Annotated in this window: 17 protein-coding genes; 12 read left to right on the top strand and 5 right to left on the bottom strand. The window is 74.2% G+C overall.

Annotated features, from left to right (window positions below; all coding sequences use genetic code 11):
• Nucleotides 1-225: 225 nt before the first annotated feature.
• The 5 genes from OG764_RS15025 (at nucleotide 226) to OG764_RS15005 (ending at nucleotide 10,448) form a co-directional block, all read left to right on the top strand.
• Nucleotides 226-2,907: a protein kinase gene (locus OG764_RS15025; RefSeq protein ID WP_328968938.1), complete on the top strand. Its 2,682-nt coding sequence runs from the start codon at nucleotides 226-228 to the stop codon at nucleotides 2,905-2,907.
• Nucleotides 2,908-3,043: 136 nt separating this feature from the next.
• A complete protein-coding gene (locus tag OG764_RS15020) occupies nucleotides 3,044-4,831 on the top strand; it encodes a serine/threonine-protein kinase (RefSeq protein ID WP_328968937.1) in 1,788 nt (595 codons plus the stop codon).
• A 204-nt stretch (nucleotides 4,832-5,035) separates the two neighbouring features.
• The gene (locus OG764_RS15015; protein ID WP_328968936.1) at nucleotides 5,036-6,664 is read left to right on the top strand and encodes a succinic semialdehyde dehydrogenase; all 1,629 of its coding nucleotides are present in this window, start codon (nucleotides 5,036-5,038) and stop codon (nucleotides 6,662-6,664) included.
• Nucleotides 6,665-6,717: 53 nt separating this feature from the next.
• Nucleotides 6,718-8,505 (top strand): GMC family oxidoreductase, encoded by a 1,788-nt coding sequence (locus OG764_RS15010; protein WP_328968935.1) that lies wholly within the window; start codon nucleotides 6,718-6,720, stop codon nucleotides 8,503-8,505.
• 272 nt (nucleotides 8,506-8,777) lie between these two features.
• On the top strand, nucleotides 8,778-10,448 hold the full coding sequence (locus OG764_RS15005) for an LPXTG cell wall anchor domain-containing protein (protein ID WP_328968934.1): 1,671 nt from the start codon (nucleotides 8,778-8,780) through the stop codon (nucleotides 10,446-10,448).
• A 400-nt stretch (nucleotides 10,449-10,848) separates the two neighbouring features.
• Here the strand turns inward: OG764_RS15005 and OG764_RS15000 are convergent, their stop codons facing one another.
• Nucleotides 10,849-11,154: a chorismate mutase gene (locus tag OG764_RS15000; RefSeq protein ID WP_328968933.1), complete on the bottom strand. Its 306-nt coding sequence runs from the start codon at nucleotides 11,152-11,154 to the stop codon at nucleotides 10,849-10,851.
• Between the two features lie 291 nt (nucleotides 11,155-11,445).
• Here OG764_RS15000 and guaA point away from each other — a divergent pair, with 291 nt between their 5' ends.
• The 4 genes from guaA to OG764_RS14980 all read left to right on the top strand — a co-directional run bounded on the left by guaA (nucleotide 11,446) and on the right by OG764_RS14980 (nucleotide 15,963).
• Nucleotides 11,446-13,026: a glutamine-hydrolyzing GMP synthase gene (gene guaA / locus OG764_RS14995; RefSeq protein ID WP_328968932.1), complete on the top strand. Its 1,581-nt coding sequence runs from the start codon at nucleotides 11,446-11,448 to the stop codon at nucleotides 13,024-13,026.
• A gap of 141 nt (nucleotides 13,027-13,167) precedes the next feature.
• On the top strand, nucleotides 13,168-14,052 hold the full coding sequence (locus OG764_RS14990; protein WP_443055937.1) for a class II aldolase/adducin family protein: 885 nt from the start codon (nucleotides 13,168-13,170) through the stop codon (nucleotides 14,050-14,052).
• Between the two features lie 80 nt (nucleotides 14,053-14,132).
• Entirely contained in the window at nucleotides 14,133-15,398 is a 1,266-nt protein-coding gene (locus tag OG764_RS14985; protein WP_328968931.1) for a hypothetical protein, read from the top strand.
• Between the two features lie 79 nt (nucleotides 15,399-15,477).
• Nucleotides 15,478-15,963: a DoxX family protein gene (locus OG764_RS14980; protein WP_328973017.1), complete on the top strand. Its 486-nt coding sequence runs from the start codon at nucleotides 15,478-15,480 to the stop codon at nucleotides 15,961-15,963.
• Here OG764_RS14980 and OG764_RS14975 read toward each other — a convergent pair.
• Both OG764_RS14975 and OG764_RS14970 read right to left on the bottom strand, forming a co-directional pair.
• Nucleotides 15,933-16,133, bottom strand: a complete 201-nt coding sequence (locus OG764_RS14975; RefSeq protein ID WP_328968930.1) for a hypothetical protein — start codon at nucleotides 16,131-16,133, stop codon at nucleotides 15,933-15,935. The genes OG764_RS14980 and OG764_RS14975 overlap by 31 nt on opposite strands.
• Entirely contained in the window at nucleotides 16,120-17,463 is a 1,344-nt protein-coding gene (locus OG764_RS14970; protein ID WP_328968929.1) for a PspC domain-containing protein, read from the bottom strand. Before OG764_RS14970 ends, OG764_RS14975 begins: the two co-directional genes overlap by 14 nt.
• A gap of 132 nt (nucleotides 17,464-17,595) precedes the next feature.
• Between OG764_RS14970 and OG764_RS14965 the strand changes: the two genes are divergently transcribed.
• Nucleotides 17,596-18,903 (top strand): ATP-binding protein, encoded by a 1,308-nt coding sequence (locus OG764_RS14965; protein ID WP_328968928.1) that lies wholly within the window; start codon nucleotides 17,596-17,598, stop codon nucleotides 18,901-18,903.
• The gene (locus tag OG764_RS14960; RefSeq protein WP_328968927.1) at nucleotides 18,900-19,592 is read left to right on the top strand and encodes a response regulator transcription factor; all 693 of its coding nucleotides are present in this window, start codon (nucleotides 18,900-18,902) and stop codon (nucleotides 19,590-19,592) included. Before OG764_RS14965 ends, OG764_RS14960 begins: the two co-directional genes overlap by 4 nt.
• A gap of 73 nt (nucleotides 19,593-19,665) precedes the next feature.
• On the opposite strand, the gene OG764_RS14955 is transcribed toward OG764_RS14960, so the two are convergent.
• Nucleotides 19,666-20,763, bottom strand: a complete 1,098-nt coding sequence (locus tag OG764_RS14955) for a C40 family peptidase (RefSeq protein ID WP_328968926.1) — start codon at nucleotides 20,761-20,763, stop codon at nucleotides 19,666-19,668.
• Nucleotides 20,764-20,903: 140 nt separating this feature from the next.
• Between OG764_RS14955 and OG764_RS14950 the strand changes: the two genes are divergently transcribed.
• A complete protein-coding gene (locus OG764_RS14950; RefSeq protein WP_328968925.1) occupies nucleotides 20,904-21,257 on the top strand; it encodes a hypothetical protein in 354 nt (117 codons plus the stop codon).
• A 264-nt stretch (nucleotides 21,258-21,521) separates the two neighbouring features.
• On the opposite strand, the gene OG764_RS14945 is transcribed toward OG764_RS14950, so the two are convergent.
• Nucleotides 21,522-22,580 carry a C40 family peptidase gene (locus OG764_RS14945; RefSeq protein WP_328968924.1) on the bottom strand — a complete coding sequence of 353 codons (1,059 nt, stop codon included), beginning with the start codon at nucleotides 22,578-22,580 and terminating at the stop codon, nucleotides 21,522-21,524.
• Nucleotides 22,581-22,661 lie beyond the last annotated feature (81 nt).

Below are 22,661 nucleotides of genomic sequence, written 5' to 3'. Positions count from 1 at the left end.
GGGGCGGGTCGCGGGGCCGGGTGCGGCGCGGGACCGCGGTAACCGGAATCCCCCGACCGGGCCTGACCTCACCGGACTCGCGACGCGGGTGGCTCCTGCGACGTATCGTGAGAGACCGCGGACCGTACGCAGCCGCAATGGGCCGGTAAACGACCGTAATTGGCCTGTTCTGCGGCGATGTGGACCGTGGCTGCTCGTGACGGGGGAACGCTCTGGGGAGGGGTCGTGGAGGAGTACGCGGGAAGGGTTCTTGCCGACCGCTACCGTCTGCCGCTGCCGCCGTCCGACGCGTACGAGCTCGTCGAGACCCGGGCCTTCGACACCCGCAGCGGACAGGAAGTGCTGGTCCGGCAGGTGCCGTTGCCGGAGATCGTGGACGCCGAGCTGCTCGACGCCGAACTGCCGGACGGCGCGGGCCGCGGCGGACCGGCTCCGGCCCAGGCCGCGCGCCGGACAGTCGGCGGCGCCACCCGGCGGCCCGCCGAGCCGGCCGTGCGGCGGGCGATCGAGGCGGCCCAGGCGGCCGCCGGCATCCCCGACCACCCGCGCCTGGACCAGGTCTTCGACGTCTTCGCCGAGGGCGGCTCGCTGTGGATAGTGAGCGAACTCGTCCTCGCCCGGCCGCTCGCCGCGCTGCTCGCCGACCGCCCGCTCAGCCCCTACCGGGCCGCCGAGGTCGCCTCGGACGTGCTGACGGCGCTGCGCGTGCTGCACGCGCACGGCTGGACGCACCGGAACATCACCACCCGTACGGTGCTGGTCTGCGAGGACGGCCGGGTGGTGCTCACCGGGCTGGCCGCGGGCGCGGCCGAAGAGGCCCTGTGCGGCTACGACGTGGTGCCGCCGGCCGAGGAGCAGGGCCCCCCGGGGACCCTGCTCCCGAGCCCGCCCCCGGCACCGCCCGCGCCCGTGCCGTCCGGGCCCGTGCCGCCCGGGTCGTCGGCGCCCTCCGCTTCCGCCTCCTCCGCTGCCGGGCCGCCCGCTCCCGGGCCGGCGCCCCGGCCGGACCGGGCGCCCGCGCTGCCGGCTGCGGGGCACGCCCCCGGTGCCCATCCGGGCGCCGCCGGACCGCACGCCGACGGACAGGCCGGTACGGCGCCCGATCTCAAGGCCGCCGCCCGCGCCGGAGCCATCGCCGCCTACCGGGCCGGGGCCCAGGCCGCCGCCCGGGTCGCCGAGGAGCGGCGCGCCGCCGAGCCCGAGCCGAGGCCGCAGGGTTCGAACCTGCCGCAGGGCTACTCGTATCCGTACGGCGGCCCGGACGCCACCTGGCACGGCGCGACCCCGCGGACCCCGGCCCTGCCCGCCGGGTACACGCCCGCGCCCGGGCCCGCCCCCGAGCCCGTGGCGCCCGCCCCCGCGACGCCCGAGCACGCCCCCGTACCCGCTCCCGCCACTGCCCCCGTGCACGTGCCCGTACAGCCGACCCGGCCCTCCGGCTGGGACGAGCCCGGGCACGCGCGGGCCGCCGGGCGCGGGCCCGGCACGCCGCTCGCCGCCGAGCGGGCCCGGCAGACCCGGATCGCGGTCGTCGGGGCCCTCACCGAGCGATGGGCCCCCGAACAGGCCCATCCCGTACACGAGAACTGGCAGCTCGCGGCCCCCGTCGGGCCGGCCACCGATCTGTGGGCGCTCGGTGCGCTGCTCTACCGCGCCGTGCAGGGCCACGCCCCCTACCCGGAGGACAACGCCGCCGAGCTGGTCGAGATGGTCTGCTCGGAGCCGCCCGCGTACGCCGAGGAGTGCGGCCCGCTGCGGCCCGTGGTCGAATCGCTGCTGCGTCAGGACCCGACCGAACGCCCGGACTTCGAGGAGCTGCGCGGCTGGCTGCGCTCCCTCGTGCGCTCCGCCCCCGAAGCGGATGCAGGTATTCCGGTCGTCGAGCCGCCCGTCCCCGACGCCACCCGGCTGCCGATCGTGCGCCGCCGGGGCGAACTCGTGCGCAGGCGACGGGGTTCCGGCGGCGGCCGGGACTCGGGCGGGCACGGCAGGCACCGGCACCGGCAGTCCGGCCGGTCGGCGCCCCCGCCGCCGCGCCCCGAGCCGTCCCCAAAGCCCTCGGGCACGTCGTCGTACGCGACCGAATCCTCGGCGTACGCGGCCCAGTCGGCGCGCTCGACGCGCTCGGCCAAGGGCTCCGGGAAGCGGCCGCGGCCCTCGCCCCGGCCCGCCGCCCGGCCCCCGGCCAAGGCGCGGCCCGCCGGTTCGCTGGGCCGGAACCTGCTGATCGGCGTGCTGGTGGCGCTGGCCGGGGCGGTGGCGTACGCGATGGTCTTCCTGCCCGAGACGGAGCCCGCGGCCAACGGCATCGAGCAGCGGCCGCCGGCCGCCACCGGCCCGGCCCCGCAGCAGAGTCCGGACCGCACCGGGGAGCGCAGCCCCACCCCGGCCGCCCCCCGGACCTCCGCCCCGGCCCCTTCGAGGCCGAAGCCGCAGACCACCCCGCCGGTCGACGTGGGCAAGGGCTACACGCTGGCCCGCGACACCGAGGGCTTCCAGGTCGCCGTCCCCGACGGCTGGGACCGCCGGCCGATCAACGACGCCGGCCAGGTCCGGTACACCAACGGCGATTACGAACTGATCGTCGTACCGGGCCGGGACGCGATCCAGGGCACCCCGGACCCGCTCGGGTATCAGCGCGACAAGGAGCGCGAGCTGAACCCGTACCGCTCCTCCAGCTGGGCCACGGCCGCCGACGTGCGGTCCCTCACCGTCGGTCAGAAGGTCATGGCCGAGGGGCAGTACACGTGGACCGACGCGGGTGGGCGGAATGTCTTCGTCCGCAACCGGGTGCTGGCGCTCGGTGGCCGCTACCACGTGGTCATGGCGGTCGGCCCGGAGGACAGCCGCGACAAGGTCACCGAGATCTACCAACGGGCCACGGCCAGTTATCAGTCGGGCGGCTGAACAGGCCTTCGGGCCCCGAACGGGCAGCCGAAACCGACAGTTGCGTCACAGTGCGGTCTCGCGGGCCCTCCGTGGTACCAGGAGCGTCCCGCCGCTCCGTAATCTGGCCATCCGGAGCACAGAGCGGCAGGATTTCGTGAATCAGAGGACAGGCGCGGGCGCAGTGCTCGCGGGCCGGTACCGGCTCGGCGAGTCCATCGGCAGCGGCGGCATGGGCAAGGTGTGGCGCGCCCACGACGAAGTGCTGCACAGGACCGTCGCCGTCAAGGAACTGACGGCGGGTCTGTACGTCGCCGAGGCGGACCGGGCCGTGCTGCACGCGCGCACGCAGAAGGAAGCCCGCGCGGCCGCCCGCATCGCGCACCCGGCCGTGGTCACCGTCCACGACGTGCTCGAACACGACGACCGGCCGTGGATCGTCATGGAGTACATCGACGGCCCGTCGCTCGCCGACGCGGCCAAGGCCGCCGGCCGGATCGAGCCCCGCGAGGCCGCACGCATCGGCCTGCACGTCCTGGGCGCGCTGCGCGCCGCGCACGCGGTGGGCGTCTTCCACCGGGACGTGAAGCCCGGAAACGTGCTGCTGGCCAAGGACGGCCGGGTGCTGCTCACGGACTTCGGCATCGCCGCGATCGAGGGCGACACCTCGATCACGCGCACCGGCGAACTCGTGGGCTCCATCGACTACCTGGCGCCCGAGCGGGTCACCGGAGGCGCCCCCGCCCCGGCCTCCGACCTGTGGTCGCTGGGCGCGACCCTCTACACGGCCGTCGAGGCCCGGTCGCCGTTCCGCCGGACCTCGCCCATCTCCAGCCTGCAGGCCGTCGTGCACGAGGACCCGCCGCCGCCGCGGCAGTCGGGCGCGCTGGGCCCGGTCATCACGGCCCTGCTGCGCAAGGACCCGACCGAGCGGCCCGCGGCCGACGAGGTCGAGCAGATGCTGATCGAGGCGATGGAGGGCCGCGAACCGCGGTCGGCCCACGCCTACGTGCCGACCCAGCAGTTCGGCCCCGAGGGCGCCGCCCGGACCGCCGCGTCGGCCCCGTCGACGGGCTCGGCCGCCGCCCCGGCGGCCTCGGGCCCGGACGGCCAGGCGCCGACCACGCCGCTGCCCCAGCGGCACCCGCAGCAGCAGCACCCGCACCACCACCAGCCCCGGCGCCAGCTTCCCCGCGCCCAGCACCAGCCGCAGCAGCCCCACCCGCAGCCCGCTCAGCACCAGCAGTACCCGCAGTCGCAACAGCCGCAGCAGCCTCAGCAGTCGCTCCGGCACCCGCAGCCCTCGTCCGGCGCGCCGTGGCGGCCCTCCGCGGGACGCGTCCGGCGCGCGGCCGTCGTGGCCGTGGTGGCGGCGCTGCTCGGCGGCGGCATCGCCTTCGGCATCCTCAAGTACTACGGCGACTCCGCAGAGGGTGCCGGCTCGCGGGAGACCACCACCTCCGGCAGCACCGACGGGCAGGGCGGGCCCGGGGCGGCGCCGGCCGGCTGGAAGGAGGTCCAGGACCCGGAGGGGTTCACCCTGTGGGTGCCCAAGGGCTGGACCCGCCAGATGGACGGGGACCAGATCGACTACACCCCGGACAACGGGAAGCACCGGATCCGCATCGGCGTGGACAAGTCCCCGAAGTTCGCGAACCCGTACATGCACCTGCTCGACGTCGAGGGGATCGTCCGCACCCGGCTGCCCCAGTACCAGCGCCGGACCCTGCACCCGAACACCTTCCGGGACCGGACCCAGGCGGGCATCTGGGAGTTCACCTGGACCGAGAAGAAGGACTTCCCGGGCAAGCGGCACGCCATCGACCAGATGTACGTGGCGCCCGACGGCGTCGAGTACGCGATCTACATGTCGGGCCCGGAGTCGACCTGGTCCAAGACCCGCGGGCAGTTCGACACCGTGCTGCGCGGCTGGCGGGCACCGTAGCCCGTAGCCCGTAGCCCGTAGCCCGTAGCCCGTAGCCCGTAGCCCGTAGCCCGTAGCCCGTAGCCCGTAGCCCGCAGCCCGCAGCCCGGCCGACCGGTTCCGTACGGGATCAGGCCAGTTCTGCCAGTGATCACTGGCAGGATGGGCAAAAAATGGTTACCGACGGGTACCCAAAGCTGCCCGGAACGTCATACGCTCACCGCCATGACGGACTCGCAGGCCCCGGCCCCCCTCCGCAGCGTCCCGGTCACCACCAACCCGGTGGCCCCCGCCCCGGCCGGCGCGCGTACCGCCGCCGACGTGGTGACCCCAGGGCTCGTGGCCCGGCTCACCCGCGGAGTCACCGGCTCCGGCCGCACCGCCAACCACACCCCGCTCACCGGGGACAAGCTGGCGGACCTGCCCGAGGCCACCCCCGAGGAGGTCGCGAGCGCCTTCGAGGCCGCCCGCGCCGCCCAGCCCGCCTGGGCCGCCTGGCCCGTACGCCGCCGCGCCGCCGTGCTGCTGCGCTTCCACGACATGCTCCTGGAGCGCCAGGCCGAGGTCCTCGACCTGATCCAGCTGGAGACCGGCAAGGCCCGCCTGCACGCCCACGAGGAGATCCAGGCCGTCGCGATGGCCGCCCGGCACTACGGCCGCAAGGCCCCCGCGTACCTGCGCCCCAAGGGCCACGCGGGCGCCGTGCCGACCCTCACCAAGGTCACCGAGCTGCGCCAGCCCCGCGGGGTCATCGGCCAGATCGCACCCTGGAACTACCCCCTCGAACTCTCCGTCGGCGACGCCCTGCCCGCCTTCGTCGCCGGCAACGCGGTCGTCATGAAGCCCGACACCGAGACCGCGCTGACCGCCCTGTGGGCCCGCGACCTGCTGATCGAGGCCGGGCTGCCCGGCGAGGTCTTCCAGGTCGTGCTCGGCGAGGGCCCGGTCGTCGGCCCCGAGGTGGTCCGGCACGCCGACTACGTCTCCTTCACCGGCTCCACCCGCACCGGCCGCGAGGTCGCCCGCGGCGCCGCGGACCGGCTCGTCGGCGTCACCCTCGAACTCGGCGGCAAGAACGCCATGCTGGTGCTGCGCGACGCCGACGTCGAGAAGGCCGCCGCGGGCGCCGTCCGCGCCTGCTTCTCCTCCGCCGGCCAGCTCTGCATCTCCATCGAGCGGCTGTACGTGCACGCCTCGATCGCCGACGCCTTCGTGGAGCGCTTCGCCGCCCGCACCAAGGCGATGCGGCTCGGCGGCTCCCTCGCGTACGGCGCCGACATGGGCTCGCTGGTCGGCGAACGCCAGCTGGAGAACGTACAGCGGCACGTGGACGAAGCCGTGGCCAAGGGCGCGACGCTGGTCGCCGGCGGCGTGGCCCGCCCCGACATCGGCCCGCTCTTCTACGAGCCCACCATCCTCGACGGCGTCGAGGCCCCCATGGCCGTGTGCGCCGAGGAGACCTTCGGCCCGGTCGTCTCGATCTACCGCTTCACCGACGAGGACGAGGCCGTCGCGCTCGCCAACGCGACCCCGTACGGACTCAACGCGAGCGTCTGGACCAAGGACTCCCGCCGCGGCCACGCCGTCGCGGCCCGGCTGCGCACCGGCACCGTCAACATCAACGAGGGCTACGCCCCCGCCTACGGCAGCGTCCACGCCCCCATGGGCGGCATGAAGGACTCCGGCCTCGGCCGCCGGCACGGCTCCGAGGGCATCCTCAAGTACACCGAGGCGCAGACCGTCGCCCAGCAGCGGCTGCTCCCGATGGGCCCCTCGATGGGCATGGACGACGCCAAGTACGCCGCGTTCATGACCACCAGCCTCAAGGTCATGAAGGCCCTCCGGCTGCGCTGAAGTCCCGTTGGACCCGTCTGAACCGCCGCTGAACCGCCCTGGGAGGCACGGCAGTGTCGTACGACTACGACGTCATCGTCATCGGATCGGGTTTCGGGGGGTCGGTCTCGGCACTGCGCCTCACCGAGAAGGGCTACCGGGTCGGCGTCCTGGAGGCAGGCCGCCGCTTCACCCGCGAGAGCCTCCCGAAGAACAGCTGGGACCTGCGGAACTACCTGTGGGCCCCGGCCCTCGGGCTCTACGGGATCCAGCGCATCCACCTGCTCGGCAACGTGATGGTCCTCGCGGGCGCCGGCGTGGGCGGCGGCTCCCTCAACTACGCCAACACCCTGTACGTGCCCCCCACCGCCTTCTTCGAGGACCGGCAGTGGGCAGGCATCACCGACTGGCAGGACGAGCTCGCCCCGTACTACGACCAGGCCAAACGAATGCTCGGGGTGCGCCTGAACCCGACCATGACCCCCTCCGACGTCCACCTCAAGGCGGCCGCCGAGAAGATGGGCGTGGCCGACTCCTTCCACATGGCCCCCGTCGGCGTGTTCTTCGGCGACGGCGCGGACGCGGACGCCGACGGCACCCGCACCGCCCGCCCCGGCGCGGAGGTCCCCGACCCGTACTTCGGCGGCGCCGGCCCCGCCCGCAAGGCCTGCACCGAATGCGGCGAGTGCATGACCGGCTGCCGGCACGGCGCGAAGAACACCCTGAACGAGAACTACCTGCACCTCGCCGAGCGCGCGGGCGCCGTCATCCACCCGATGACCACCGTCACCGCCCTCGCCGAGCACCCCGACGGCGGCTACCGGGTCCGCACCGTCCCCACCGACGCCCGCCGCAGGGCCCCGGGCAGGGAGCTGCGCGCCCGGTACGTGGTCGTCGCGGCGGGCACGTACGGCACCCAGACCCTGCTGCACACGATGAAGGACAGCGGACTGCTGCCGCGCCTGTCGCAACGGCTCGGCGACCTCACCCGCACCAACTCCGAGGGCCTGGTCGGCGCGCAGACCGACGACCGCCGCTACCGCAGGCGGCACGGCGGCGGGCGCGGGGCCGACTTCACCCGCGGCGTCGCGATCACCTCGTCCGTGCACCCCAACGCCGACACCCACATCGAGCCGGTCCGCTACGGCAAGGGCTCCAACGCCATGGGGTTCATGACCATCCTCCAGGTGCCGTACAGCCCGCACCGGGTGCGCGCCTGGTTCGCGCGGACCGCACGGCACCCGGTGCAGCTGGCCCGCTCGCTGTCCAACCGGCGCTGGTCGGAGCGGACCATCATCGGTCTGGTCATGCAGTCGCTGGACAACTCCCTGACCACGTACCGCAAGCCCGGCGGCATCGGGAAGGGCCTGCTGACCGCCCGGCAGGGCCACGGCGCCCCCAACCCGGTGCAGATCCGCGAGGCCACCCAGGCGGCGACGCTGCTCGCCGAGGAGATCAACGGCTTCCCCGGCAGCAACATCGGCGAGCTGATGGGCACCCCGCTGACCGCGCACTTCCTCGGCGGCTGCCCGATCGGCGCCTCGCCCGAGCAGGGCGTGGTCGACCCGTACCACCGGCTGTACGGGCACCCGGGCATCTCCGTGGTGGACGGCTCGGCGGTCTCCGCGAACCTCGGCGTCAACCCGTCGCTGACGATCACGGCGCAGGCAGAACGGGCGATGTCCTACTGGCCCAACAACGGCGAGGAGGACCTGCGGCCGGCCCAGGGCGAGGCGTACCGGCGGCTCGCCGCGGTGGAGCCGGCCGCCCCGGCGGTCCCGAAGGAGGCCTTCGGCGCGCTGCGGCTGCCGTTCCTCGGCGTACCGGAGGTGCCGAAGAAGGCCGGCACGGGCACCGCGTAGCGGCCGGGCGCCCTGCGCCCGCCGGGCCGGCGCCGCACGGCGGGCGGGGAGGGCGGAAAAGCGGAAGGGGCTGCACGCCCCCTCCGCGTGCAGCCCCTCACGCCGGAGCGTTGGTTCCGCATGGATGACACGTCATCGCCCGCGATGGTTGTACGGGTGACAGGGGAAATTCCGCGTGACGCGGGTCACGGGAACGGGCGCCTCCGCGATCGTCCTCATTTCGTGATCTCCGAACACGCAACCGGCATCGATCCGCGCAGGTCGAAGGGGGCATGAAGCTTCTTTCCCTGCTGGCTGCCGCGGGCCTGGCGACCCTGGGCTCCGCGCTGCCCGCCCACGCGGCAGAGCATGCGGCCGGACGCCCCGAGGTCACCCTGAGCGGCCCCGCGGAAGTACGCGTACGGCCCCACCCCGGGGCCGGCGAGCCGCAGCACGAGCAGCTGGTGGTCAGCGCGCGCAACCCCACCGCGCAGACCACGGGCGCGTACACGCTCACCGTCGACTTCCGCGGGCTGGCCCGCGTCGCCCGCGTCACCGCCCGGTCGAACGGGGCGTGCACCACCACCGCCACCACCCTGGTCTGCGAGCGCCCCGGCGCGGCGCCCGGCCCCTCGATGGAGGTCGAGCTCGACGTCTTCGCGCTCAAGGGCTCCCGGCCCGGCGACACCGGCGAGCTCACGGTGACGGGCCAGGGCGCCGGCGCGTCCTACCGGGGCTTCACGACCACCGTCGGCATCGGCGGCACCGACGTCTCCGTGCTGCCCTTCGAGATGTCCGAGCGGACGAAGGTGGGCGACCGGCAGCCGGTGCCGCTCGCCTTCACCAACACGGGCAGCGAGGACGCCGGCGAACTCCTCCTCACCCTCGACACCACCCGGGGCCTGGAGTTCGTCGAGCGCTACGACAACTGCGAGTACCCCGACCCCCGCCGCGCGGTGCGCGCCAGCACCGTCCGGTGCCACTTCACCGGCCCCTTCGAGGCGGGCGCGACGTACGAGCTGGACAGCCCGCTGACGCTGCTCACCAACCGGCACGCCCGCAGCGACGCGTTCGGCTACGCCCTCATCCCGGACCCGGACGAGGACCCGGAGCGGGCCGCCGGGCACAGCCCCCGTACGGCCGCCCACGCCGCCGGCGCCCGGACCGGCGCGGACAAGGGCGCCGCGCTCGGCCTCTCGGCGAGGCCCGCAGGGGCCGCGGCTCCGACCACCGCGGACCTGCGCCCCTCGGACAACGGGCAGGACTTCACCTTCGAGACGGCGAACGAAGCCGATTTCGCCGCGTTCGGCGCCACCGTCCGGGGCGCCGAGGGAGCCACGGTCCCGATGCGCGTCGCCCTGCGCAACCAGGGCCCGGCCTGGCTGGAAGACCCCGACGGCGAGCCGTTCGGCGTGGCCGACGTACGGATCCCGGCGGGCGCGAAGGTCACCCGCAAGCCCGAGAACTGCTCCGCCCGGACCGCGGCCGGCGCCGCGCGCGCGGAGCAGCTGGGCGCGCCCCGCTACTTCTGCACCCGCGCCGCGAAGGTCTTCCTGGACGGGGACGCGGTGAGCTTCCCCTTCGAGATGGTGGTGGAGCGGTACGTTCCGGACGCGGCCGGGTCCGTCACCATCGGCCGGTCCTTCGGCGCCGACGCCGGCACGGCCGGTCCTCGGCGGCTGGACCGCAACCGGGCCAACGACACCGCGAAGATCGTCCTGAACGCCAAGACCGCCGCGAGCCCGCAGCCGGTGCCGACCACGACCGCGACCCCGTCGCCGACTGCCTCCGCGACCGCGAGCCCCACCCCGAGCGCGTCCGCCTCGGCCTCCGCGCGCCCCGGCGGCGACCTCGCCTCGACGGGCGGCGGCAACGCCCTGCCGCTGGCCGCTCTCGCGGGCGCCGCGGTGCTGGCGGGCGGTGTGCTGGTGCTGGCCTTCCGGCGCCGCACGGCCGGCGCGTAGCCGCGGGCGGCGATGCGTACGGCGGCCGGAGCGACTCGCATGCGTCCGGCCGGCGCGGTGGCTGCGGCGTGCGGCGGGCGTACGGCGGGCGTACGGCGGGTGTGCCGCGGAAAAGCGGATCGGCCGGCCCCGGGCGTCCCCGGTGCCGGCCGTCCTCTGGGTGACCGGGCTGCTGTCCCCTGCCGTCCGGTCACACGCTGGAGCGAGGTCCCACGACGTACGCTCCACGTGCCGTACGTCTCATCGCTCCAGCGGAGCCACGCGTGGTTGGTGCGGTCCCGCGCCTGGCTGGCACGGACAACCTCACCAACGAAGGCCCGCGGGGCCGGTCACGCTCCGTACGAGTGACGAACGGCAGGCCGACCCGGTGCGCGGCCGGCCGGGGCGGCGCCCCTGCGGGTCAGATGCGGCCGCGGCACAGCTCCAGCAGCGTCATCGCGAGCGCCGTGCCGGGCTTGGTGCCGAGCGCGTCGCTGAAGTGCGCGAGGACCTCCATCTCGCGGGACAGGTGCACCCGGCGGCCGCCCGAGCCGATCCGGGCCTCCTGGATGACGGCGGAGACGGCCGTCCGCTCCTGGATGAGGCCGATGATCCGGTCGTCGATCGCGTCGATGCGCTCGCGGCAGCCGGCGATGAGGCGATCGGTGTCGGCGGCGGGGGTCGTGGCGGTCGTCGCGGTGGTGGCGGTGGCCGTGGTGGTGGTCATGATCTCTCCTGTGGTGTGTGCCGACAGGAGCGGAAACGCAGAGCGCCCCGGTCCTGTCGGACCGGGGCGCTCTGGGAAGTCAGTGGCTCAAGCGGAGCAGCACGTGTACCCATGGCGACCGGACCGGCCGGTGCCATAGGTAAAGAGGAAGCTCAGCTGCTTGCGCATGAAACGGATTATTGCCCTCGGCCCCCTCCGGAACCAAACGGGTTCGGATGGTGAGACGAAGAGGGGGGTGCGGTCCCCGTTAGAATCGACAAAACAACACCCTTTCCGCCGGAAGGCCGCCCCGTGCCAGAAGCACCCTCCGCCGCCCCGGACGTCGTCCTCGTTGTCGACTTCGGTGCTCAGTACGCCCAGCTCATCGCCCGCCGCGTCCGTGAGGCCCGGGTCTACAGCGAGATCGTGCCCAGCACGATGCCCGTGTCCGAGATGCTGGCCAAGAACCCCAAGGCGATCATCCTCTCCGGCGGCCCGTCCTCCGTGTACGAAGAGGGCGCTCCCCAGCTCGACCGCGCGCTGTTCGAGGCCGGTGTCCCGGTCTTCGGCATGTGCTACGGCTTCCAGCTGATGGCCGTCACCCTCGGCGGCACCGTCGACAACACCGGCGCCCGCGAGTACGGCCGCACCCCGCTGGCCGTCTCCAAGCCCGGCTCGACGCTGTTCGAGGGCACCCCCACCCAGCAGTCGGTGTGGATGTCGCACGGCGACGCCTGCTCCGCCGCTCCCGAGGGCTTCACGGTCACCGCGTCCACGAACGTGGTGCCGGTCGCCGCCTTCGAGAACGACGAGAAGAAGCTGTACGGCGTGCAGTACCACCCCGAGGTGATGCACTCCACGCACGGCCAGCAGATCCTGGAGCACTTCCTCTACCGCGGCGCCGGCATCGAGCCCAACTGGACCACCGGCAACGTCATCGACGAGCAGGTCGCGGCCATCCGCGAGCAGGTCGGCGACCGGCGCGCCATCTGCGGCCTCTCCGGCGGCGTGGACTCCGCGGTCGCCGCGGCCCTCGTCCAGAAGGCCATCGGCGACCAGCTGACCTGCGTCTACGTCGACCACGGCCTGATGCGCAAGGGCGAGACCGAGCAGGTCGAGAAGGACTTCGTCGCGGCCACCGGCGTCAAGCTGAAGGTCGTCGACGCGCAGGAGCGCTTCCTGACCGCCCTCGCCGGGGTCTCCGACCCCGAGGAGAAGCGGAAGATCATCGGTCGCGAGTTCATCCGGGTCTTCGAGCAGGCCCAGGCCGAGATCGTCGCCGAGGCCCCCGGCGACCAGCCCGTCGAGTTCCTGGTCCAGGGCACCCTGTACCCGGACATCGTCGAGTCCGGCGGCGGCACCGGCACCGCGAACATCAAGTCGCACCACAACGTCGGCGGGCTGCCCGAGGACCTCGAGTTCAAGCTCATCGAGCCGCTGCGCCAGCTGTTCAAGGACGAGGTCCGCATGGTCGGACAGGACCTCGGCCTGCCCGAGGAGATCGTCCAGCGCCAGCCCTTCCCGGGCCCCGGCCTGGGCATCCGCATCGTCGGCGAGGTCACCAAGGAGCGCCTGGACCTGCTGCGCGAGGCCGACGCCATCGCCCGCCACGAGCTGACCGCGGCCGGCCTCGACCGCGAGATCTGGCAGTGCCCGGTCGTCCTGCTCGCGGACGTCCGCAGCGTCGGCGTGCAGGGCGACGGCCGTACCTACGGCCACCCCATCGTGCTGCGCCCGGTCTCCTCCGAGGACGCCATGACGGCGGACTGGACCCGGATGCCGTACGAGGTGCTCGCCCGCATCTCCACCCGCATCACCAACGAGGTGCCGGACGTCAACCGCGTCGTGCTGGACTGCACGAGCAAGCCGCCGGGCACCATCGAGTGGGAGTAGGCACCGCGCGGGAGCGACCCCTCCCGCCCGGCGCCCGCGAGGCCGCCGTCCCCTTCGGGGGGCGGCGGCCTCGCCGTTTGTCTGGCCTCCTCACCCGGGCCTCGGTACCTTGCGCGCCAGCCGACGAAGGAGCGCCCGCACATGGCCGAGCAGCAGCCCGCAGCCCCGCCCGTACCCGCAGCCCCGCCCGTACCCGCTTCGGCGCCCGCAGCGGGGGCGGCGGTGGCCGGGCCGGGGGCGGCGCCCGGGCCGGTGCCGCCGGAGCGGCTGCGGTTCGCGATGCCGCCGGTGCACGCGGATCCGGCCGAGGAGCGCGCCCACCGCAAGGAGCGGCTGGCCGGGGCGCTGCGGCTGTTCGGCGAACTCGGCTTCGAGGACGGGGTGTCCGGGCACATCACGGCCCGGGACCCGGAGTTCACCGACTGCTTCTGGGTCAATCCCTTCGGCCTGGCCCTCGGCCGGACCACCGCGGGGGACCTGCTGCTCGTCGACGGCGACGGGCGGGTCGTCGAGGGCGAACAGCACGTCAACCAGGCGGCGTTCGCCGTGCACGCGGCCGTGCACCGGGCCCGGCCCGGGGTCGTCGCCGTGGCGCACGCGCACTCCTCCCACGGCCGGGCGTTCGCGGCCCTCGGCGAACTCCTCGACCCGATCAGCCAGGAGGCGTGCGCCTTCTACGAGGACCACGCGCTGCTGGAGCGGTACACCGGGGTCGCGGTGGACGCGGCGGAGGGCCGGCTGATCGCGGCCGCGCTCGGCCCGTACAAAGGTCTGATCCTGCGCAACCACGGGCTGCTGACGGTGGGCGACTCGGTGGACGCGGCGGCCTGGTGGTTCCTGTCGATGGACCGCGCCTGTGGCATCCAGCTGGCCGCGAAAGCCGCCGGGAAGCCGGTGCTCATCGACCACCGGAGTGCGGTCGCGACCCGGCAGCAGCTCGGCTCGGACCTCGTCGCGTGGATCAGCTACCAGCCGCTGTGGCAGCGCATCGCGTCAACACCGCGGCCGGGGAATCACCCGCTCTGACATCGGCCGCAATCCGGAGCACTGCCGCAGTGGTGCACAATTCGCAGGCACTGCACGGTAGTTAGAGAGGCGGCACGCTTGTGGCTGTCCAAGAATTGCATCGAAGTACCCACGGCGGGACCTGTACCTGCGACGACTGCCCCCACGGGGCGCGTGAGGGGCACCGCCGGGCGGTCGCCGCCTTCGTGGAGAAGCGGGACGGCCTCGCCGCCGGCCAGGGGCTGCCCGCAGCCGTCGCCTGCTCCGTCGGAGCCTCCCGCCAGTGGGTCTCGGACGAACTGACCCTGTCCGCACGCGGCGTCGCCGACCGGGGGCGCGAGGCCGGGCACTCCTGGCTGTACCTGCTGTCCCGGCGGGCCGTGCTCGCCGTGTGGATCGCCGCCGGGGTGCTCCTGGTGGCACAGGTGGCCACCGCGCTGGGCACGGGCTGGAGCCCGGCCCGTACCGCGGGGCTGCTCTCCGCCCTGGTGCTGGCGGCCCTGCTGACCGTCGCCGCCCGTGCCCAGACCGTGCGGGGCGGGCTGCTGGCCCCGCTGGTCGGCGAGGACAACCGGCTGTCCACCTCCCGGGCGGTGCACTGTGCCTGGCTGCTGCTGACGGCCTTCGCCGCGCTGCTGCCCGCCCTGCGGCTGGCCGCGTCCACGTCCGGAAGCGAACGCGCGGCGCTGTACGCCGGGCTGGAGCTGACCCGGGCGCTGCCGCTGCTGACGGTCCTGGCCGTCACCTCCGGGGTCGCGGTCCTGGTCCGGCGGGTGGTCGCGGTGCGGATCCTGGGCCAGCGGCTGCAGAAGCTGCCGGCCGACCGGCCGCGCGGTGCGGACCTGCTGACCGACGACGCCGGCCGGGGCAGCTTCCCCGACGCCCAGTACGTCCTGGTCGCGACGGTCACGCTGGCCTTCGTGGCGGTGTCGCTGGCCCGCTACCCGGACCGGCTGCCGCAGCTGCCCTGGTCGCTGGCCGTCCTGACCGCGCTGTCGGCCGCCGTCTACCTGGCCGCGAAGTACGCGGAGGGCAGCCGCCCGCTGGTGCTGTCGGTGGTCCGGACCCGGGAGCCCGGCGAACTGGACGGTGCCATCCGGACCGGCGACGACATCGAGATCCGCGGGGTCGGATTCGTGCCGCCCGGGGCGCAGACCCCCGAGATGCTGGCCCGTCTGGTCGTACGGATCGGCACCGTCCACGTGCACGTGCCGCTGGTGCCGGTCGCGGGCGGCTTCAGCAGCCCTTCGGACCAGGTGCTGACGGTGCCGGTGCCGGTGGACGTGGAGCCCGGAGTCACCGAGATCCAGGTCGTCACGGCGGCCGGAGTGGAATCCAACCGCTGCACCATCGACGTGGCCGAGTGATCGAGGTCATGATGGACGGGTGACTGCCAACGACCGCCCCGACTCCGCACCCGCCCCGGCCCAGGCCCCCGCCTCGCGCGTGGACGGCCTGCGGGCGACGGCCGCCCGGCACGCGCTGCTGCCGCTGCGGATCTTCCTCGGCGTCACCTTCGTGTACGCCGGGCTGGACAAGCTCACCGACTCGGCGTTCCTGAAGGCCTCCGGGGACGGCTCCATCGGGGACCTGATGCGCGGGGTCCGCGACAGCTCGGCCGTACCCGCCCTGGTGGACCTCGCCCTCAAGGCCCCGGTCGGCTTCGCCGTGCTGCTGGCCATCGGGGAGATCCTGGTCGGGCTCGGCACCCTCGCCGGGCTGTTCACCCGGGTCGCGGCCACCGGCGGCGCGCTGATCTCGCTGAGCCTGTGGCTCACGGTCAGCTGGCAGACCTCGCCGTACTACTACGGCAACGACCTGATCTACCTGATGGCCTGGCTGCCCCTGATCCTCGCCGGGGCGCCCTCCCTCTCCCTTGACGCACGGCTCCACGAGCGGCTTCACTCCCTCCGGTCGCGCCGCACGGCGTAGGCGGACAGCCCCACGAGGGCCGCGAGCGACAGTCCCCCCATCGTCATCGGGATGATCACGAACCAGGGCAGGTCGAGCTCCCCGGACGCGTCGGCCAGGTACAGCACGCCCGCGGTGAGCAGGACGAGGCCCGCCAGCAGCCGCCCGGGCTGGAACTCATGACGCCGCACGGGCCACCTCCACCTGTCCCACAGCCACCCGCAGCTGCAACTCCATCGTCCCGCCGGGCTTCGCGCCCGCCGGCGGCGCCAGCACCGGGGTCTGCGCCGCGTCCTTCTGTACGCGCACGTGGTCCGGCTTCTCACCCGGCAGCCGGACATCGCCCAGCCGGACCCTGATGTCCGTCTTCGCGGTCACGCCCGCCGGCAGGATCACCTTCAGCCGGCCCGCGTCCATGTCCGCCTCCACCGAAACCGTCTGGCCCTCGGGCACGTCGACGCGGCTCAGGTCGAGCGTGGCGAGCCCGGTCCCCGCCTCGTACTGCGGCTTGAGGGCGGACACGGACGCCGGTTGCCACCGGGTCTCCCGCCAGTCGGTGCCGATCTCGCGGGGCAGCACCGCGGCCCCCAGCAGCAGCCCGGCCGTCAGCACGGACAGCAGCAGCGTCCCGAAGCCGGTGCGGCCCTTGACCGAGCTGATCGCCAGGCCCAGGCCGAACACGGCCAGCGCGGCCGCGAAACCTGTCTGGAGCGCCTCGCCCAGCGGGTTCCCCTCCCAGGTGGCGGCCGTCCCGATGCCCGCCGCCAGCAGTGCCAGCAGGAAGGTCCGGCCCCCGATGCCCTGGCCCCGGCGCCCCGCCGCGGGCACCGCGCCGCTGCCGTCGTCGGGCGACTCGCCGACCCCGTCCGGCGGCTGCTTGCCGCTGTCCGCCGACGCGGGCGACCGGGTGGCGCCGTGAGCGTCCTCCGGACCCCACAGGTAGCCCATGCCCACGGGTCCCGTGGTGCCGTCCTTGACCAGCGGATCCCGCCACCAGGACATCACCATGGGGGTCGGCGGGGCCTGGGTCTCGGGCGGCGCCTCGGCACGCGGGTGCGCGGCCTCGGCCTCCGGCTCGGGGGTCTCCCGGCGGCGCCGGGCACCGCGCGCCGCCGCGCCCACGGCCAGGATCACCAGCACCGAGAAGATCGTGACCGCGCCGTTGTCCAGCATCGACAGGAAGAGCGCGCAGCCCACCAGCGCGGCCAGCACCGCGGCCAGCGTCGAGCCTTCTATGCGGCCCGTGAGCAGGCGCTTCGCCTCGTTGTCCTCCTCGCCCTCCAAGGGGACCAGGAGCCAGGCGAAGCCGTAGAAGATCAGGCCGGCGCCCCCCGTGACCGCGAGCACGCCGAACACCACGCGGAACACCACCGGGTCCACGTCGAAATACCTGCCGAGCCCGCCGCACACACCGGCGAGCACGTGCCGCCTGCTGCGGCGCAGCGGCGGCCGCTCGGCGGGCTCCGGCGCCGGAGCCGGTGGCGCGGGGTGCGCCGCTGGAGAGTCGTGTGCTTCGGTCATGCACCCATGGTGACGGTCCGGTCGGGCACCCGGTATCAGGCCCTACCCTGGCCCGACCCTGATATCCGGGGCGCCAGAACTGGGGGGATGCCCTGATGTCCCCGCCCTGCCGGGCATGTGACCATCGGTGACATGCCAGTAGCCGCTTCGCACCACCCCAGACACCCCCTCGGGGCCTCGCCGGCCGAGCCCGAGGAGCTGCCGCTGCGCAAGCTGTACCGCAGTGCGGACGGGCGGATGCTCGGCGGCGTCGCGCGGGGCCTGGCCGGCCACCTCGGGCTGCCCGTCGTGTGGGTCCGGCTCGCGTTCCTCGGGATGTTCCTGTTCGGCGAGGGACTCGGCGTGCTGCTGTATGCGGCCTTCTGGGTTTTCGTGCCGCTCGGCGTGGGCGGCCGCGCCGCGGACCGGTCCTTCTTCGAGACCCTCGCCGACGGCTCGCGCCGCCTGCGCAAGCCGGACAAGGGCCAGGTCGTCGCGCTGATCGCGCTGTGCGTCGGTGCCGGCATCTTCGTCTCCAAGGTCCAGCTCGGCGGAGAATCCGGGCGGTACGTGTGGCCCCTCCTCCTCGTCGGCGCCGGCGTCGTGCTGGTGTGGCGGCAGGCCGACAACGCCCGCCGCGCCCACTGGACCAGCGTCTCGCGGCGCCACGGCAGGCTCCTCCAGGTGGCGCGGGCGCTGGCCGGCGTGGCCCTCGTGGGTGTCGGCCTCACCGTCTTCATGGTGGTGCGCGGCTCGGCGGCCCAGCTCGGCAACGTGCTCACCGCGGCCCTCGCCGTCCTCGTCGGCATAGCCCTCCTCGCCGGTCCCTGGCTGATACGGATGACGCAGGACCTCTCCGAGGAGCGCCTGATGCGCATCCGCGCCCAGGAGCGCGCCGAGGTCGCGGCCCACGTGCACGACTCCGTGCTGCACACCCTCACCCTGATCCAGCGCAACGCCGAGGACGTCGGCGAGGTGCGCCGGCTGGCCCGGGCGCAGGAGCGCGAGCTGCGCAACTGGCTGTACAGGCCCGAGGGCACCGGCAAGGACGAGGCGGAGGAGCCGACCACCCTTGCGGAGGCCGTGAAGAAGACCGCCGCCGAGGTCGAGGACCACCACGGCGTCCCGATCGAGGTGGTCGTCGTCGGCGACTGCCCGCTCGACGAGAAACTGGCCGCACAGATGCAGGCCGCGCGCGAGGCGATGGTCAATGCCGCCAAGTACGGTGGCGAGGGCGGGCCGGTGCAGGTCTACGCCGAGGTGGAGGGGCAGACGGTGTTCGTGTCCGTGCGCGATCGCGGACCGGGCTTCGACCTCGACGCGGTACCCGGCGACCGGATGGGCGTACGAGAATCGATCATCGGCCGGATGCAGCGGAACGGCGGGACCGCGAGGCTGCGTTCCGTGCCCGACGGCGGCACGGAAGTCGAGCTGGAGATGGAAAGGGCGAGTACGGCATGACCGAGGAGAACACGACCGTGTCAGCAGACCGGCGGGTCCGGGTGGTGCTCGTCGACGACCACCGGATGTTCCGCGCGGGAGTCCAGGCCGAGATCGGGGAGACCGCCCGGACCGGCGTCGAAGTGGTGGGCGAGGCCGCCGACGTGGACCAGGCGGTCACCGTCATCACGGCGACCCGCCCCGAAGTGGTCCTGCTCGACGTGCACCTGCCCGGCGGCGGCGGGGTCGAGGTGCTGCGCCGGTGCGCCCCGCTGATGGCTGCTGGCGAGGCTCCGGTGCGCTTCCTGGCCCTGTCGGTGTCGGACGCGGCCGAGGATGTCATCGGGGTCATCCGCGGCGGCGCCCGCGGCTATGTCACCAAGACGATCACCGGCGCCGACCTGGTCCGCTCGGTCTTCCGGGTGCAGGACGGGGACGCGGTGTTCTCGCCGCGGCTCGCCGGCTTCGTGCTGGACGCCTTCGCGTCCACGGACGCGCCGCCCGTCGACGAGGACCTGGACCGGCTGACCCAGCGCGAGCGCGAGGTGCTCCGGCTGATCGCGCGCGGATACGCGTACAAGGAGATCGCGAAGCAGCTGTTCATCTCGGTGAAGACGGTCGAGTCGCACGTCTCGGCGGTTCTGAGGAAGCTCCAGCTGTCCAACCGGCACGAGCTGACGAGGTGGGCGACGGCGCGTCGGCTGGTGTGACGTGCGGCGGCCCCGCCCGGGAGGCTTCCGGGGTCCGGGCCGCCCGCTCCGTCGGGCGGTTCAGGCGGGCGCTTCAGGCGGGGCGGGCGGCTCCGGCCCAGGGCATCTCGTCGATGGGGGCGATCCGCACGGTCGAGCCGGGGCGCGGCGCGTGGATCATCTTGCCGCCGCCGATGTAGAGACCGACGTGGCTGACCCCGGAGTAGAAGAAGATCAGGTCGCCGGGGGCGAGCTGGGAGCGCGAGACCCGGCGGCCCGCGTTGATCTGGGTGTAGGTGGTCCGCGGCAGTGAGACCCCGGCCGACCGCCAGGCCGCCTGGGTCAGCCCCGAGCAGTCGAAGGCCCGCGGCCCCGTCGCGCCCCAGACGTACGGGCTGCCGATCGCGCCGTACGCGAAGGCCACGGCCTGCGCGGCCCGGGTGCCGGCGGCGGCCGGGCGGGGTGCGGGGCGTCCGGCCGCGGCCGGCGGGCTGGTGACGGACGGCCGGGTACCGCCGCCCGTGCGGGCGGCGTCGCCGGCGCCGTCGTCGCCCTGCCGGGCGGCTTCGTAGCGGGCGCGCTCCTCGGCCGTCAGCCGGGCCAGGAGCTGCTTCGCCGCCTTGAGCTTGCCCTCGACGGTGCTCTTGTGGCGGGCCAGCGCGGCCTGCTGGGTGCGGAGTTCGGTGAGGACGCCGTCGGCCTTCTCGTGCAGGGTGCGCACCTCGTCGAGGCGCCGGCCCACGGCGGCGATGCCGGCCGCGCTGCGGTCGCCGGCCCGCTCCATGCGAGAGGCGCGCTCCAGGTACTCCTGCGGGTCGTCGGACATCGCCAGCTGCACGGCGGGCCCGAGGCTGCCCGTGCGGTACTGGGAGGCGGCCATCGAACCGAGGGCGTTGCGCGCGCTGTTGAGCTTCGCGGTCTTGCGGGCGGCTTCGTCGCGCAGGGCTTCGAGGTGCCGCTGGGCCCGGCCGGTCTTCTCCTTCGCCCCGTTGTACTGCTCGGTGGCGGCCTCGGCCTCCTCGTACAGCCGGTCCACCTTGGCCTTGACCTGGGCCGGGGTGAGGCGGGGCTCCGCGGAGGAGGAGCCGTCGAACGCGGTGACGGTGGCAGCGCCCGCGAGCGCGAGGGTGGTGGCGGCGGTACGGACCGGGCCACTGGAGAGCGGGCGCTGCCTCGGCTTTCGATGCTTCATGGGGGAGGACGCTAAAGGGGAAGGTAACGGGCCGATATCGCAATGATCGGAATTGCCCCGTCTGTTACCGGTGATGCTCGGAAATGGCCCATCAGGGCCGGTGTCGGGTGCCACTCTGTCCGCTGGCTAGGCTCGACGGCATGGACGTACTCATCGATGTCTTCGTCGGGCTCCACATCATCGGGATCGCCTCGCTGCTGGGCGGGTTCCTCACGCAGATGAAGGCGATGGGCGCGGGCACGGCCCGATTCGTGCCCGCCATGCTGCACGGCGCGCTGACCATGCTGGTCACCGGCGTCGCCCTGGTCGGCTTCCACCAGATGCAGGACGACCCGGTGAACAACGTCAAGGTCGGCGTCAAGCTCGCGATCCTCTTCGTCGTCCTGGCGCTGGTGTACGTCAAGCGTGACGAAGAGCGGGTGGACAAGGGCCTGTTCGCCGCGGTCGGCGGACTGACCCTCGCCAACATCTTCATCGCCGTCCTCTGGACCTGAGCGGTCCGGAAGGAGCGCCCCGCGTCCGTCGACGGCTCCGCCGCGAAGCGCCACAGCACCCCGGCCCTGTCGCGCGGGGCGACCGTCATCCGGGAGCGGCCCGCAACGCACTCCCCGCCGGATCCCGCCGGATCCCGCCGGATCCCGCCGGATCCCGCCGGATCCCGCCGGATCCCGCCGGATCCCGCCCGCCTGTCCCGCCGGGCCCCGCCCGCCTGTCCCGCCGGATGATCCCGTCCGCCGGTCCTGCCGGGCCCCGTCCGCCTATCCCGCCGGCCGGACCCGGCCGTACATCGGCTGGTAGTGGATCGAGTCCTCGCGGACGTACGCGCCGGGTCGCGGGGCGTGGATCATGCGGCCGCCGCCGATGTACAGCCCGACATGGCTGATGTCGTCGTAGAAGAACACCAGGTCGCCCGGGACCAGGTCGGCCGTCGCGATCCGCGGGCCGGCCTCGACCTGCTCCCACGTGGTGCGCGGCAGCTCCAGACCCGCCGCGTGCCACGCCGCCTGCGTCAGCCCGGAGCAGTCGTACGAAGCCGGGCCCGTCGCCCCCCACACGTACGGCTTGCCCAGCTGGGCCCGTGCGAAGGCCACCGCCGCCGCGCCGCGCGCCGAACCGGGCCGTGCCGGTGCCGGGCCGCCGGGCCGCGGCCCGGGCCCCTCGCGCCGGGCCCGGTCGGCCCGCTCCAGCTCGGCCAGCCGCTCCTTCTCCCGCGCGGTCAGGCCCGCCAGCAGCGACCGGGCCTCGGCCAGCTTGCGCTGCACCTGCGCCTTGCGGCGGCCCAGCTCGCGCTGGGTGTCGTCCAGCGCCGCCACACCGGCCGCCGCCGCGCGCCGCTCGCGGGCGGTGTCCGCCTGCCGGGAGCGGAACGCGGTGAGGGTGTCCTGCTGCTGCCCGCCGAGCCGGGACAGCAGGTGCCGCTGCCCGAAGTAGGACTGCGGATCGTCCGCGAGCAGCAGGGTCGCGGTGTCGCCGACGCCGCCGCCGCGGTACTGGGCGGCCGCATAGCTGCCGAGCATCCGCCGGGCCTCGTTGAGCTTCGCGGTGTTCCGCGCCACCTGCGCCATGAGCCGCGACAGCGCGGCCCGCTGCTCCGCCGCCCGTTCCTTCACCGCGTCGTAGCGCTGGGTGGCCGCCCCCGCCTGCCGGTACAGCTCGTCCACCTGCGCCCGTATGTCCTCCAGGGCGGGCCGGGGACGCGGCACGGCGACGGCGCCCTGAGGGGCGAGCAGGCTCACCGACGCGAGCGCCGCCGAGGTGACACCGAGGGCCTGGGCGTTCATGCGCAACCCGGTGCGCGGTCTGCGGTGGGTGGACACAGCCGGCACCTCCTTCCGTGGGGGGAGGCCGAGGCGCGTCGGCTTGGCGGAGCACGCTAGCGCCGCCCGCCCCGGCTGGGA

This window comes from Streptomyces sp. NBC_00239 (genome assembly GCF_036194065.1).
Taxonomy (GTDB): Bacteria; Actinomycetota; Actinomycetes; order Streptomycetales; family Streptomycetaceae; genus Streptomyces.
Note: the sequence above shows the minus strand (reverse complement) of the source record. Positions and strands in the feature narration are given on the sequence as shown.

Bases quoted from the DNA above. Each gene is read 5' to 3' on its own strand.
- OG764_RS14970 (WP_328968929.1), bottom strand. From the start codon at position 17,463: ATGACCGAAGCACACGACTCTCCAGCGGCGCACCCCGCGCCACCGGCT.
- OG764_RS14990 (WP_443055937.1), top strand. From the start codon at position 13,168: ATGGCCGAGCAGCAGCCCGCAGCCCCGCCCGTACCCGCAGCCCCGCCC.
- OG764_RS14965 (WP_328968928.1), top strand. From the start codon at position 17,596: ATGCCAGTAGCCGCTTCGCACCACCCCAGACACCCCCTCGGGGCCTCG.
- OG764_RS15005 (WP_328968934.1), top strand. From the start codon at position 8,778: ATGAAGCTTCTTTCCCTGCTGGCTGCCGCGGGCCTGGCGACCCTGGGC.
- OG764_RS14955 (WP_328968926.1), bottom strand. From the start codon at position 20,763: ATGAAGCATCGAAAGCCGAGGCAGCGCCCGCTCTCCAGTGGCCCGGTC.
- OG764_RS15015 (WP_328968936.1), top strand. From the start codon at position 5,036: ATGACGGACTCGCAGGCCCCGGCCCCCCTCCGCAGCGTCCCGGTCACC.
- OG764_RS14950 (WP_328968925.1), top strand. From the start codon at position 20,904: ATGGACGTACTCATCGATGTCTTCGTCGGGCTCCACATCATCGGGATC.
- OG764_RS15000 (WP_328968933.1), bottom strand. From the start codon at position 11,154: ATGACCACCACCACGGCCACCGCCACCACCGCGACGACCGCCACGACC.
- OG764_RS14960 (WP_328968927.1), top strand. From the start codon at position 18,900: ATGACCGAGGAGAACACGACCGTGTCAGCAGACCGGCGGGTCCGGGTG.